The sequence below is a fragment of the Mucilaginibacter gynuensis genome, from assembly GCF_039541195.1.
GTDB lineage: Bacteria > Bacteroidota > Bacteroidia > Sphingobacteriales > Sphingobacteriaceae > Mucilaginibacter > Mucilaginibacter gynuensis.
Window position 1 is genome coordinate 25,598 of sequence record NZ_BAABFT010000022.1, and the last position, 14,406, is coordinate 40,003.

The 14,406-nt window shown below is 43.4% G+C and carries 12 protein-coding genes; 4 read left to right on the forward strand and 8 right to left on the reverse strand.

The features are described 5' to 3' along the window. Positions 1 to 3: 3 nt before the first annotated feature. The gene (locus tag ABD894_RS25405) at positions 4 to 324 is read left to right on the forward strand and encodes a nucleoside triphosphate pyrophosphohydrolase family protein (protein ID WP_345213907.1); all 321 of its coding nucleotides are present in this window, start codon (positions 4 to 6) and stop codon (positions 322 to 324) included. A 15-nt stretch (positions 325 to 339) separates the two neighbouring features. On the opposite strand, the gene ABD894_RS25410 is transcribed toward ABD894_RS25405, so the two are convergent. The 4 genes from ABD894_RS25410 to ABD894_RS25425 all read right to left on the reverse strand — a co-directional run bounded on the left by ABD894_RS25410 (position 340) and on the right by ABD894_RS25425 (position 4,295). Continuing rightward, complete coding sequence (locus ABD894_RS25410; RefSeq protein ID WP_345213908.1) at positions 340 to 1,149, reverse strand: helix-turn-helix domain-containing protein; 810 nt, start codon at positions 1,147 to 1,149, stop codon at positions 340 to 342. 50 nt (positions 1,150 to 1,199) lie between these two features. Next, entirely contained in the window at positions 1,200 to 2,171 is a 972-nt protein-coding gene (locus ABD894_RS25415; RefSeq protein ID WP_345213909.1) for an aldo/keto reductase, read from the reverse strand. A 126-nt stretch (positions 2,172 to 2,297) separates the two neighbouring features. After that, complete coding sequence (locus ABD894_RS25420; protein WP_345213910.1) at positions 2,298 to 3,434, reverse strand: FAD-dependent oxidoreductase; 1,137 nt, start codon at positions 3,432 to 3,434, stop codon at positions 2,298 to 2,300. Positions 3,435 to 3,479: 45 nt separating this feature from the next. Further along, complete coding sequence (locus tag ABD894_RS25425) at positions 3,480 to 4,295, reverse strand: helix-turn-helix domain-containing protein (RefSeq protein ID WP_345213911.1); 816 nt, start codon at positions 4,293 to 4,295, stop codon at positions 3,480 to 3,482. A 141-nt stretch (positions 4,296 to 4,436) separates the two neighbouring features. On the opposite strand from ABD894_RS25425, the gene gapS4a reads away from it, so the two are divergent. Together gapS4a and ABD894_RS25435 are read left to right on the forward strand one after the other, a co-directional pair. After that, positions 4,437 to 5,357, forward strand: a complete 921-nt coding sequence (gapS4a, locus tag ABD894_RS25430; RefSeq protein ID WP_345213912.1) for a GapS4a family protein — start codon at positions 4,437 to 4,439, stop codon at positions 5,355 to 5,357. Continuing rightward, a complete protein-coding gene (locus tag ABD894_RS25435; RefSeq protein ID WP_345213913.1) occupies positions 5,357 to 6,514 on the forward strand; it encodes a hypothetical protein in 1,158 nt (385 codons plus the stop codon). The genes gapS4a and ABD894_RS25435 overlap by 1 nt, the downstream gene beginning before the upstream one ends. A 119-nt stretch (positions 6,515 to 6,633) precedes the next feature. Here ABD894_RS25435 and ABD894_RS25440 read toward each other — a convergent pair whose 3' ends face one another. The 4 genes from ABD894_RS25440 to ABD894_RS25455 form a co-directional block, all read right to left on the reverse strand. Beyond that, positions 6,634 to 8,088 carry a TolC family protein gene (locus ABD894_RS25440; protein ID WP_345213914.1) on the reverse strand — a complete coding sequence of 485 codons (1,455 nt, stop codon included), beginning with the start codon at positions 8,086 to 8,088 and terminating at the stop codon, positions 6,634 to 6,636. Between the two features lie 13 nt (positions 8,089 to 8,101). Further along, positions 8,102 to 9,472 (reverse strand): HlyD family secretion protein, encoded by a 1,371-nt coding sequence (locus tag ABD894_RS25445; protein WP_345213915.1) that lies wholly within the window; start codon positions 9,470 to 9,472, stop codon positions 8,102 to 8,104. 1 nt (position 9,473) lies between these two features. Then, the gene (locus tag ABD894_RS25450) at positions 9,474 to 10,466 is read right to left on the reverse strand and encodes an ABC transporter transmembrane domain-containing protein (RefSeq protein ID WP_345213916.1); all 993 of its coding nucleotides are present in this window, start codon (positions 10,464 to 10,466) and stop codon (positions 9,474 to 9,476) included. Positions 10,467 to 10,649: 183 nt separating this feature from the next. Then, positions 10,650 to 11,021, reverse strand: coding sequence for a hypothetical protein (locus ABD894_RS25455; protein WP_345213917.1), 372 nt, complete (start codon positions 11,019 to 11,021; stop codon positions 10,650 to 10,652). Between the two features lie 334 nt (positions 11,022 to 11,355). On the opposite strand from ABD894_RS25455, the gene ABD894_RS25460 reads away from it, so the two are divergent. Beyond that, positions 11,356 to 14,292, forward strand: coding sequence for a glycosyl hydrolase (locus ABD894_RS25460; protein ID WP_345213918.1), 2,937 nt, complete (start codon positions 11,356 to 11,358; stop codon positions 14,290 to 14,292). Positions 14,293 to 14,406 lie beyond the last annotated feature (114 nt).

A 14,406-nucleotide genomic window follows, 5' to 3' on the forward strand; every position in this document is an offset into this window, starting at 1 on the left:
GAAATGAGAATAAATAATTTTGAAGAGATCGTCCGCCGTTCTTTGGCGTTGAGGGAGAAATACCATGAATTGGAAGTGCAGCACCACGGTACCGAATGGACGGTAGAGGAAGATGCTTTAGCTTACCTTACCGATGCCGGCTTAGTTGGCCGGAATATCATGTCGCAGCAACAACGCTGGCCTAAAGCCAAATCCGCGGATGAGCTGGAACATAAATTAGGCGAGAACATTTGGTGGCTCATCGTTTTGGCAGAAAGATCAGGGATAGATATTAAAGAGGCGGTAGAAAAATTTCTTACTAAAACAGAACAGTTGCTACCTTAATAACAGGCTGCCCTTTTATACCCATTCGGTAGGTGTTTTGCCAAACTTCTTTTTAAAAGAGTGCGAAAAATGCGACAGGCTTTCAAAACCCAGATCAAGGTAAATGGATGATGGCTTGCGGTGCCGGTTTTCTATCAGGTGCCGGGCTTCCGTAAGCCGTTTTTCTTGCAGCCAATGCCGGGGTGCCATACCGAAGGCTTTTTGAAAATCGCGCTTAAACGCCGCGAGGCTTCTGCCTGTAAGTTGCGCGAATTTTTCGACCGGTACATTGAAATGGAAATTACTGAGCATGAATTTTTCCAGATCCATTTTATAAGGTTCCGAAAAATCAAACAGCAGATCTTTTAACTCCGGCATGGTGTGCAGTAGCAGTTGTACGGCTTCTTTTACTTTGAGCATGCCCACCGTTTGCGTTATCTTTTCATCCGGGTGATGCACATACGGGAGCACCGACTGGAAAAAGCCACGCAAAAAATCGTTCCCCGGGATAAGAATGTTTGGCGCGCCGGTATACTTATGCCCTATTTCTATTTGCTCTTCCAGGGCGATCTGCCTCAGCAGGTCTTCTTTCAGGCAAATAACAATGGTTTGATAGTCTTCGCCTTCGAGCGGCACTTTGGTAAGTTCTCCCAATTGATTTTTCCGGATCAGTAGCATTTCACCCCGTTCCATCGAGATCTTTTCGCTGGCGGTTTCTAACGTAAAGCGCCCCGAAACCTGCATTACCAGCGTGTTGTGCTCCAAAAATGCCACCTTATCTTTCCGCATAGCCGATAGATAAGAGTAAAATATCACCCCCGGAATTATTTCAGTTGGATTGATCATCTGTTATAAAGATAACAAAACAGTTGGGGCTTTATGCAAGCCCCAATTGCTTAGCGTTGCAGGTATGTGCTGCCAAGTATAGCGCCCGGTGCAAAAGTAGTATTAAGTACATCCAGTTCTTCGGCTGTAAGCACAATATCCATGGCCTGAGTATTCTCCGGCAAGCGCGATCTGCGGCTCATGCTCACCAATGGCATAATATGATCGCCTTGCGCGTTCACCCAGGCAATAGCCAGCTGTGTTGGGGTTAGGCCTTTGTCTTTAGCTATTTGCTTTAACACTTCCACTTTTTCGAGGTTTTTCACCAGGTTATCTCCCTGAAAACGCGAGAAATGGCTATGATAATCATTCGCGGCAAGCGGGGCTTTCATTTCGCCGGTAAGCAAGCCTTCGGCTGTATTGGCAAAAGCCACTACACCTATGCCCAGCTCTTTAGCGGTTGGCAGCAAGTCGGCTTCAATTTGACGATCGGCAAGTGAATAACCTATCTCTAAAGCGGTTACCGGGTGTACGCTGTTAGCTTTACGTAACTGATCTGCCGTAATTTCAGATACGCCGAGGTGACGCACCTTGCCTTCTTTTATCAGGTCGGCAACGGTGCCTATCACGTCTTCTACCGGTACGCTGTTGTCTAAGCGGCATGGCTGGTAAAGGTCAATGGTGTCAATACCTAAACGCACCAGCGAGTAGTTGATGAAGTTTTTGATGGCTATAGGCCTAAGATCTAACCCAAGCCATTGGCCTCCGTAAAATATAGCGCCGAATTTTACACTGATGAAGGCATCATCGCGCCTGCCCTTGATGGCTTTGCCTACCAACAGTTCGTTGTGGCCTGCGCCATAAAAATCGCCGGTGTTCAGAAAGTTGATACCGTTGTCTAAAGCCGCCTGTATAGTTGCTATGCTTTCGGCTTCGTCATTTACCGGGCCGCCCCAAACGGACGACATGCGCATGCAGCCTAAGCCAAGTTTAGAAACAAGCGGACCATTATTGCCAAGAGGTATTTTTTGTATTGTTGTCATTTGCTGTTTTTTATAAATTAACAATACAAAGATGGATGTTGTTCGCCTCATCAAATTTCGCCCACGGCTCAAATAACTTGCTTGTACGGCTCATTGGTTGTAAACCTTGTTAACAGCATTGCAGGTTTATGTTTGTGGGAAAAACCTTTGAAAGGTAAAGTCGGGCGAACGCATTTCTAATTCGTTCTGGCTCGATTCCAGCTGTGCCTCACCCGCGTAAACAAACATTTGTTGTTCGTAAGCTTCAATAGCGCTTTGTATGGTATCAAATTTACCGTTGGTAAGATTGTCCGATAAAATCAGCGCGTCCATTAACCCGGTATTTACACCCTTGCCTGCAAAAGGCGGCATTAAATGCGCGGCATCTCCAATAAGTGTTATGGGTAGAGGGCGGTTGGTTTTCCACGGTTTATCCACAGGTAGTTTCCTTGTTGGTAAGCCTACAAAGAGTAATGTCGACTGAAATAATTGTTTAAACCGCTCATCCCATGAGGAAAATCTTTCTGAAAGAAACGCGACAACGCTATCCCTATCCTGAAAGTTTAATCCAGCACCATTAGTCCATTCTTCCGGTTTTTTGAAGATCACGCCATAAGTTAAAGCCCCGTTATTGAATGGATTGGCCACCAACAGGTTGCCCTGGTGCGCGGTCATTATCCTTTTACCATCGCATAGTTTGTAAAACTCGGGACACCTTGTTTCAGGTTGCGGAACATCGCCCTGTATAATAATGGTTCCGGTTTCTTCCACCGCGGTATCGGTTACATAACCTCTTACTTTCGACATTCCCCCGCTCGCGCCAATCACCACATCGGCAACCGCGTCGGGTTTGTTCTCAAAATGCAAAAGCCATTTTCCGTTGTGCTCTTCCAGCCCGGTATGTTTGCTGTTCCATACCACGGTATCGTCGGCCAGGCTGCCGAGCAGTATTTTTCTTAGGTCGTTCCTGTTGATCTCGGGGTTGTCGTACCGGTTTTCGGGCGTGATATTTCTGGTAGATAAGATCTCGGCATGTTCATCGGCAATAATTATCCCCATGGGTAAGGCGGTGGCATAGTAGTTTTTTAGCAATCCGGCCTTTTCAAGGGCTTTCTGTCCCGAATCCTGATGCAGGTCGAGCGTGCCGCCCCATATTCTTGTTTGCGGGTTTTCGTCCCTTTCGTATACGGTTACATTTACACCGTTTTGCTGTAGTAACCTTGCCACGGTGAGGCCTACCGGGCCCGCACCAATAATGACTATTTTCTTATCTTTTAGTAACATCGTTTTGTGTTGTTTATCAACACAAAATTGGGGAATGCTATCAGGTTAGGCTTGTACAAACGCGACAAAATCGTTTACATTAAACTGCCGTTCTTTCGCTTTCCGGGCGAAAGCCGCGGGGGTAGTGCCGGTATAGCGTTTAAATTCGCGGCTTAAGTGCGATTGATCGGTGTAGCCCAGTTCATGGGCCAGGCCCGCCAGGTTAACATTGGGTTGATGCCATAACCGGTTGCGTACCTGCTCAAAACGCATCAGGCCAGATACATCTTTAACCGAATAACCCGAAGATTGCTTAAAGTTACGCTCCAGTGTACGCACTGTGGCATGCGCCGCTTCGGCTACCCGGCTTACAGACAGCGTACCATTTGCCTGCCGCATAGCTGCCCCCGCCCTGGCGAGCATGCTACTGGTTGCAACCTGTAACCGCGCATCTAAAAAATACTGCTTTACCAAAGCCAGCGCGTCGGCTGTTTTACCATTACTGATACACTCATTTAACTGCGGTTGAAGCCGGGCTATGGGATGTTCAAATATACGTACGCCATCTTTTCCGGATGATAGCCCGAGCAGGTCGAACACCGTCCAGGGGAAGCACCTTACACCGATGACCTGTAAGCGATTTTCCGTATAAAAGGTAACAGGCTGATTGAGTAGCCCTATCATAAATGGCGACGGCAATGATTGCAGGCTCCCGTCAGCAGACATACTACGAAGGCTCCCGAAATAAAAAATAATTTCGGCATAACCATCAGGCACCACCTCAAAATCAGATTGCTCATCCCCAAAATCCCGGGTATTATACCAAAAGCATTTTATGGTATCCCGAAGTTCCTGGGGTGGTTCAAATTCCTGGTGCTGCATGGTGGAAGATAGTGAATTTGATGAAAAATATAGTTGCGATTAATTGCATATTTTTAGATAATTTATAGAATATATAGATGAAGATTGCCTTATTTGGAAAAATATTTATCTTAGTGTGATTATTATTCCTAAATACTTATCATGGGTGAAATATCTAAAAGGACAGGTGAACTAGGCGAAGAAGCAGGTTATCGTTTCCTAGAGAGAATAGGTTGGAGCAATGGCCAACGTGGCTTATCAATTCCTTGCAATGACTCAACCAAACATATTGACCGGGAAACACACGGAATTGATTATCTTAAGCTTTATAATTGCCCTCTAATTCAACACAGGTTGGTCAACGCGGTAGTTTCGATCAAAGCGACTAAAAGTGCTTATGATAAATATCCGAACTCAAAATTTAAAACATTCTTAACAGAGTTATCTGATATTTGTAATTGTTACAATCGATCCGATGAAAAGAATGCTGCTTTAGGTCAGTTCTTAGAAAACCCTATTGATTCAGATAGCATAATCGGCGTGCTGTTATGGTTTTCTAATGACGCAAGTGAAGAAAATCGAGATTTATTAAAAGAAACTGCGACAGCAAATATTGAAGGGCTGGAGGACTTTCAATTTGAGGCAACGTATTTTGTTGATCTAAAAAGAGCTGAGTTTATGTGGGAAATATTAGGACACGCTGATTCAAATTATCAAAGCTGGGAGTTTCTTTACATAGAAACAGGATTAAATTATCGCGAAGATATCAAGATTAAAAGTGGCTCTTTACTCCCTGTTGAATACATCAACTCAAGCATTATTCCGTTGAAATATTCGCGACCTGGTTCAGAGAATCTAGTATTATACACTATAGATCCTTTTAATGAAGAAGATTTAAAAAAACTTGTTGGACTAGCAAATAAACTTTCTGGTGCATTTGCAGGTGCAATTCATATCTTATTCCCTGATTATGTCATAAATGGCAATGAAAATAATGTTCGAAAAATATTAGAATATTTTCGTGATGACAATCTCGCGGATAAGGTTACCATAGGTTCTTTTAAAGATAAATTATTTAGATAATGGCATATACTAAAGTCAATCCAACTTCTTTTATACCAAGTGGAGAAATGATTCGCGATCTTGCGAATCAGTCTTATGTTTCTGAAGCTGATATTAAAGCAATATTACGTCAGCGAGGCATAATTACCCCTCGTTCCCAAAAGGATCGGACATTATCTATATTATCATGCTTAATATTATCGCCACCCGAATTCGATGTATTAGTTGAAAGGCAAACAATTAAGGAGGATACTTTAAAAAGTGCAGGCTCTGGGAAAATTGCTTTAAATGATAGCTTTACAAATATTACAGACTTTGTTTATAACGAGTTTCTCCCCAATCTAATCGATCAAATCTCACCTAAAAATGCTTTTCTAAGTGATAATTTTAAGGTTGTTGGCCGACCTCAAGCAAAAATAGTTGTGCGCGACAAAGAAATAGATATTGAGATAATCATTGAACGGAATAACTATAATAAATCTTGGGTTAACCATAAATCTCAATTTAAGGCAATTATTAATCTAAAACATGAAAACAACCAAGTCAAATTTCAAAGATTTTTCACATCAAATGAAACAAAAACTGTAGTAAACAAATCCGTTTCGTTTTTTGAAAAACGCTGCAAACAGCTAGGTATGATCAAAGAAACTGAGCAAGAACATCGAATTCGCTTCGATGATTTTAGTAACGAGGGTAGAATCATATTTTTTTTGAAATTATATAACTCTGATGAATCTCGCGCAGTAGAACTTGAAGGAGAAAATGTTGGCTCTTTTGAATTTAGTCCAGATAACGGTATTCCATTGCCTGAAGAGTTAACGTGGATGGACAATAAAGAAGAATTGATCTTTCGGGGGAAAAAGGTTGAAACTACCTTCTTTTTAAACGAACGTAAATATTTTCCAAATCTAATTGTTTGGCGAATGCACGCTACTTACAAGTTTAACTTGATAGGCAAAGGCGTTGCTGGAAAAGTAAAAGTCGATTTCAATTTTCATGAATATCAAAAGGACAGATCATATAAAGCACCATTGGAAATAATTATAGCATCTGCACTTGATTTGGAAAGCGGTTATTTAACAATAGCACAAAAAGAAGAAGTAAAAAAAATGCTTCTTTCAAAGTTGGAAGAACTTAAATCGACTATATACGATAAACACTTTAGCATTCCAGCATAGCTGATGTATATCATATATACATCAGTTCATTACCACCACAACACTAATTTATAATATCACCAAACGCAAAAAGGGCTGCCTATTAAGACAGCCCCCTCTTTATCCACTTATATATACTATCATAAATTAGCCTGATTTTGGCGTATTCCTGCCTTGTAATAAAGTTCGGCGAGGGTCTTTTGGTAGCCCGATATCATGCTTTCGCGTTTTATCTTCATATCAATCAGCTTGCTCTCGCGGCTGTTGATCAGGAACAGGGTACTCTCGCCCAGGTCGAACTTTTGGAGTTCGCCGCTAAGCAATACCTGTTGGTTATTTATGCTTTGTATCTGAACACTCAACTGCGATTTATAGGCCGTGAGGCTGTTGTAAGATTTGGTAATATCGTTACCTATCTCCCTGCCCGATTGTTGCAGATCGTAATTTAATTGCTGCTGCTTAATTTTCACTTCCCTGAGTTTACCTCGTTCGGCACGTAAAAACAGCGGAAACGCAAACTCAATACCCACCTTATAATTACTCCAGTTAAAATCGTAATAATCGGGTACGTACGAGTTAAAATTCCTGCGCGATGATATCAGCGATCCGCTGATATTGATCTTAGGTTTCATAACCTCCTGCCTGTAACGGCGTTCAATATCCAGCTGGGTGCCTTTTGCACGTAGCTTAACCAGTTCGGGGTGTTGCTGACTGGCCTGGCCCAGCAAGGTATCAAGCACGGCATTACCGGGTAAGGTAATATTCTCGTTAACCGGTTGCGGCACGGCATTCGTGGGCAGTTCGAGCGGCGTACCCTGCTCATTCCATAAATGGTTGGAGAGTACCAGCATGGCGTTCTGCATCTCTACCGTACTTTTTGCCAGTTGCAGCTGCCTATCCTGCACGGTAATGCTGGCCTCTACCGAATCAATCGGCGGTTTATCGCCCATGAGGGTTTGGCGGCTTACCGCTTCAAATCTTTTAAGGGCAAGGTCAACACCTTCTTTTATCAGCGTGTACTCACGGTAAGTATAGTACCAGTTCCAGTAGTCTTTAACGGCTGCATACCAAACGCTGTTTATTTGCTTCACCTTGTCGGCTTCGGCATAGGCTACCATCGCTTTGGCTTGCCAAAGGGTGCTTCGCCTGGCATCTATCAGTAAGCCCTGCCCCAGCGGAATGCTAATGCCTACGGCAGAAAGTCCGTCGGTATTGGTACGTGTTTCGGGGTTGGTATAAGTGCCTACGTTACGGTCGTAACCAACTTTAAGATCGGCACCGGCAATATATAGGGGCACTTTAAGCTCGCTGCCCCAGTTATTGTAATACTCGGTACTGCCAAACAATTTACGACCGAAGGAAGCCTTCAGCGCCGGGTCAAAATACCCTAACGATTGCAGTACAGTAGCCTTGGCAGCATCGCTCAGCAAGGATGCCTGTTTTACTATGGGGTGATTTTTAAAAACTATCTCTTCCAGATCTTTAAGCTCGAATACCCTACCGGTATCAGCCGCCTGCCCGGTTTGTGCATACGCATCAACCCTTAACAGAATCACTGCTATCAGTATGGCAGTTAAATATCTTATTAATTTCATACTCATTTTTTAATTATCCTTTCTTTCCATCGGTACTCTTTTCCGATGGCTCTTTTTCCAGGCTCGGCGGGAAACCATTCAACTGTCGCCAGATCTCGTACCATAGCGGTACCGACCGCAGGATGATACGCCCATAAACCCCCGAACCCTGGCGCAGCTGTACAGGCCACGGCTCGTCATTTTGAGGTACAGGATTGGCAGATTTTATCAGCAGACGATATTTACCGCCGTTGCTGCTCACGCGGTCGATAGCCCATACCTGACCGCCAAAAGTACCCACGGCTACCGATGGCCAGCCCGAGAACTGTACCGATGGCCAGCCCTCAAATTGCAGGCGCACATCGCTGGTATCCAGTATCAGCGGTACATCCATCGCGTTCACATATAATTCGGCGGCTACCTGCGGGTTCTTGGGTTGCAGGGTGGCAATTGATTCGCCTTCTTTAATATTTTCGCCAATACCGGCTTTCATCGTTTTTACTACATAACCATCCTGCGGCGCGCGCACAATGTACAGTCCGCGACGGATGGAGATGTTAGAAATATCGTTACGCAACTTGGCGATTTCGCCGCGCACGCTTGCCCTGCTCGAAAGCGCCGAACTCATATCCGACTGCGCCTTAGCCAGCGATTCCTGATATTTCGCCCTAATGTTATCCAGATCGATACGGGCGTTAAGCAATGCCTGTTTGGAGTTGTTCAGCTTATTTTGCTGACCAATAACCTTCGCGTTATCTTCCTGCAATTTCAGCCTGCGGGTTTCTATATCCGTAAGGGAAAACAAACCTGTTTTGTACCCAGACTCGTAACGCGCTAAACGGGCCTTAGTGGTTTCATAAAAGTTTTGAACCGCTACCAAATCGGCACTGTCAATTTTTACATAATTTTCTGATTGCTGCACTTTGTTTTCGGCTGATGACAGCTGGAAACGCAGGCCGCTTGTAAGCGCTTTTATTTGCGCGGTTGTAGCATCCATTTTTTGTACGGCGGCTACTTCGCTGCCTTTTTTGGCTTCCAGTTGCTCATCCAAACGCAAAGGCAGTTCAGGGTCAAAGTACGACTGGCTGGTTTCGGAGATCACCAGTATGGTATCGCCCTTTTTAACTTCCTGCCCCTCGCGTACAGCCCAGCGTTCAATACGGCCGCCTATTTGGTTCTGCACGGTTTGCGGTCTGTCTTCTGGATGCAGAGCGGTTACCGTACCGCGGCCGGGTATAGTTTGCCTCCAGGGCAGCATCAGTATAATAATGAACAGAATAAGGCATATCAGCATGATACGGCCCAGCATGCGCGAACTATTAACATTAATAAGTTCATTTTTCGAGCGCACAGCCAAATCTTCCATATGTTGGTTGTGCAAATTGTTTTTTGATGACTTAGCCATGTTATTTTGCCTCCTCCAATTCCAGATCAGTTACTACTGCCAGCTTTTCGCTGCCGGTAACCATATCAAAAACAGTATTCATGTTGGTTAATAATTTTTCAACCGCGTAGCTGATCTGTACAATGATCACCTCGGCCGCTACGAACTGGCCGAACGTCATTTCGCGCTCAACCACAAAGTATGATCCCAGCAGCAACAGGCCGCCCATCAATATGGTACGCAACGCCACCGAACCCAAAAAGAATTTTTTTAATATGCTGAAATGATCGTTACGCGAACCCAGGTATTTTGAGGTGATCTCGTCGGTAGTTTTTACAATGTTATCCATCATCTCGGGGTTACCGCGATATTTATCAAGGTCGCCGGCCACTTCTTCCAGGTAAGCTACCAGTTCATATTTATGGCCCGATTCGTCAATACTTGTTTCTACCCCCTGCCTGTAGTATAGCAGTATAATAGCCGCGATCACCAAAATGGCTAAAAGCCCCACCACCATAAACACCGGGTGGTAAAATGAAAGCAATATGGCGCTGAAGAATATTTGAACCGATGCCGCCACAATATCTACCAGTAACTTGGTTAAGCCTTTTTGTATGGTGAGTATATCAAAAAAGCGGTTCACCAGTTCGGGCGGGTGCTCGCCGTGCAGTTCTTCTTTTTTAATACGCGGCAAGCGGAACGCGAATTCCATAGATGCCTTGGTAAATATCTTCTGCTCCAAAAATTCAACCAGCGTAAGCTGGCCAATTAAAAGGGAGCCGCCTATAACAACGCCTATCAGCACCACGGCTATAAGTATATAGGTTGAGCTGTACATGGCACCGTTAGAGAGCAGGTTGAACACCGCCGTGGTACCCAATGGCAGCGTTAAACCAATTAAGCCGATGAGTATGGCGTAAATAAAAATGTAATTAATGGTATTACGTTCGTAGTGTAGTATACGCACCAGCCTTTGCCAGGGCGTAATAGCATTTACATGCTTATTTTTTTTCATAAAAACAGGTTAAAAAACTAATAGTAAATAGTGGATAAAGGGCTTACCGGAGTTGGCATCAGGATGAATTATCCGCACGGAAACAGCACGTAGTTTTGTGCCTGTATTTTAGTTACACAAGGCCACAAATCATACCACACCATGCCGGAACCAATAGCGCCGGGCAAGCCAATAATAATTGTGTTATACTAAAGCGGGGTTTGGAGGCGGGGTAAGTACTACCCTAAGTGGTTCTGTAAAAATGCTGAAACTGTAAACGTACCAGTGAACAGACAAAGGAGTTACCCAGGTAAGCGATTTAAAAGAGATGGCATAATCGAAACAGGAGTAAAGTTTTTTCTCGCTCTTTTCAAAGCAATCCTCGTTAACGTCGCGGTTTTCATCGTTAGGGTTATCGTCGTTGTTATCAGCAATATTTTTTACCGATACCGACTTATTGTATGCAACATAGCAGTCAATAAAAAGGTCGCAGCATTTGATGGCGAATACTGTGATGAGCAGCATTCCCAAAGTTCCTTTAATGGCCGACTTTCTTAAAAATCTTACTAATTGCATTGTCGCAAATATAACCATTAATTACACGAAGCCCTTTTAAATAAAGCCTCAATAACTAAAAAGATACAAAAAAATGACCTGTTTAGTGGCTGTTTGTGGACTTAAATTAAGATTTGATTAGAGAATGGTTAGAAAATGTTAAGACACTAAGGGAGAGGGACGGAGGTTCGGCTTTATTTTTTTTGGAAGTAAAGATTGAATGTCTGAAGTTCTACAGAATACACTCAGATTGTTTAAACAGACAGTGCAGGACGGTTAATATGCATTTTAAATGCAATATTGGCAATTAGCATATAAACCGATTAATACCTTTAACTTAAATTACCTTTAATTGATGAGTGTAAAGCAATCTACCTTATTCAAAGTGCTATTTATGGCGCTTGCGCTACTTGGCACAAAGACGACTTTCGGACAGACTAATCATGTTAAACAGCCTACGGTTTCCGACAAGCTCTTAAAATATTTTACGGCTCCTCCTGATTCGGCTAAATCAAGAGTTTATTGGTTTTGGATATACAACAGGGTTACTAAAGAGGGAATAACAAGGGATTTGACCGAATTTAAAGCAAAGGGCATCAGCGGTGTAAACCTGATTTGCAATGGTGGATACGGTGGTAAAGAACCACTTTTAGGCGTAGACTTTTTAGGCAAAGAATGGAGGACCCTGTTTAGGCATGCGGTTAAAGAAGCCAACCGGTTACATATAGAGTTTGGTTTTAACCTGGCCGGAGGATGGACATTTATGGGGCCATCTGTAACAAAAGACGATGCCATGAAAAAGGTAGTTTGGGCAGAGGTGAAAGTTAACGGCGGATCGAAATTTGTGGGCAAACTTCCCTTGCCAGAGCAGGTTGAAGGCTATTATCACGATATCATGGTTCAGGCGTTCCGTGTTTCGGACGACGGGAAATTAGTTGATCAGGGATCAGTTACAGACATTGCAGATAAATTGGCCGCTGATGGATCAATGGTATGGAATGTACCCACAGGCAAATGGGTGATACTTAGAAGCGGGTACACACTTACCGGGCACCCGTGGAGTAAATGGAAGGCGTATCCTGAAGGTGACACGTTTAAAGGCGGAGAAGGCTACGAAATTGATTATCTGAGTAAAAGGGCATTAGATAACTATTTTGATTATTTGGGAAAAACGGTTATTGCTGAGGCAAAAAAGGCGGGCGGACATATCGATTATTTGTGGAGCGACAGCTGGGAATGCGGAAAATTAACCTGGACACAGGATTTCGCAGAACAGTTTAAGCGATTCAGGGGATACGATTTAAAACCTTTCATGCCTGTTTTAGCAGGCTACACGGTTAAAAGCCCGGAAATTTCAGAACGTTTTAAAGATGATTTCAACCGGACCATTCAAGATTGTATTGCAGAGAACTGCTACGGACACTTTGCCGAACTATGCCATAAAAATGGTATTAAAGCAGGCAGTGAAGCAGGCGGACCGAATGATATACCTCCGATGGACGTTTTAAAGAATTTTAGCACACAAGATATAGTTGCAGGTGAATTTTGGGTGAACGGGCATCGCAATGCTTCGGGAGGATATAACCAAAACAGGATGTCGCGCCTAAACCTGAAACAGACCGCTACTGCGGCACATGTTTACGGGAAAAGGCAGGCCGAGGCCGAGGCTTTCACCGAGCAGGAAAAAAATGCGACCCATTGGACGTTAGGCCCATCTGATCTTAAGCCTTATGCCAACGATGCATTTTGCGAAGGTATTAATCGTTTAATGCTTCACTCGGCCACATCGCAGCCGCCTTCTGACGGTAAACCCGGTTATGAATATTGTGCAGGCACCCACTTTACACCAAATGTTACCTGGTGGGAGCAATCTAAGCCGTTTTTCACCTACCTCAACAGGTGCCAGTTTATGCTGCAACAAGGTACATTTGTTGCCGATGTTTGTTTTTATTTAGGAGAAAGGCCCCCGCTGCTGGCACCACCTAAATACAATATTCCAACACTTGGCCCGGGCTTCGATTGTGATTACAGTAATCCCGACGTATTGCTGAATAGGATGACAGTTAAAAACGGATTGATCACTTTACCTGATGGAATGAGTTATAAGTTGTTAGTGCTTCAAAACTGTGTATCACCGGATCCTGATATTGCAAAGCAAGTAAGTTCGTATCAAAGTCTCGGAGTGCCGCTTGAAGCTTCAAAAGCCATGTCGTTACCGGTGATTGAAAAGATAAGGGAATTGGTTTACAATGGTGCAACAATAGTTGGCCCACCGCCCGAAAATGCAGGAGAACTTAAAGATTATAATGAAACCGATATTAAAATAAAGAAAATTGCAACTGAGATTTGGGGAGATCTGGATGGACGTACGAAAACAGAACGAAAAGTTGGTAAAGGACGTATAATTTGGGGGAAAACCGAAAGAGAGGTGCTATCGCAAGATGGTGTGATCCCTGATTTTGAATTTGCAGGTCAGGCAGATAAATCTGATGAGTTTGATTATATCCACCGCTCGGCAAAGGATGCGGAGATATACTTTGTTATTAACCGAACCAATCAAAAGCAATCGCGTGCATTTACATTCCGGGTGAACGGGAAGATCCCCGAGATATGGGATGCCTTAACCGGTAAAACATTCAAAGCAAATGATTACATGCAGGCAAATGGTGCAACCACATTGCCCCTTGAGTTTGATAGCTTTGGTTCGCTATTTATAGTGTTTAGAAAAACTGCAACCGCCAATATCAATGCTGTTAATAAGAAGAACTTTCCTGTTATTAACCATGAGCAAAAACTGGCCGGTACATGGAGCGTATCTTTTGATCCAAAATGGGGCGGACCGGCGCATACCGAATTATCTGAATTAAAAAGCTGGACTGACAATACCCAAGATGGCATCAAATATTATTCAGGTACTGCCACCTATCGGAAAACTTTTGATTTGAATAGCTTAAAAATAAACGGCCCAAAAAGCAAGAAGAGGATCATAATAGATTTAGGAGATGTAAAAAACGTTGCCGAAGTAAAACTTAACGGAAAGAATTTAGGCGTAGTATGGTGTGCGCCATGGCAGGTAGATATCACTGATGCCGTAAAAGAAAAAGGGAATATTTTAGAAGTTGAAGTTACCAACCTTTGGGCCAATCGTGTTGTATTCGATTTAAGCCTTCCTGTGGCTAAACGGCTAACTAAAACTCACGAATCATTCCGTTTTGATATGCTTAACACAAATACGCCGATATTAGCATCAGGTTTACTGGGGCCCGTTTGGATTGATAGCGCTAAGCAATAATGTAATATACAGTATAACAGAAAGATATCAATTAACATAGGCCACCTAATTTTTTATTAATTTATGACCTCCAGAATAAAACGCACATAACCGGTTCGATGTTCCCCGAGAACC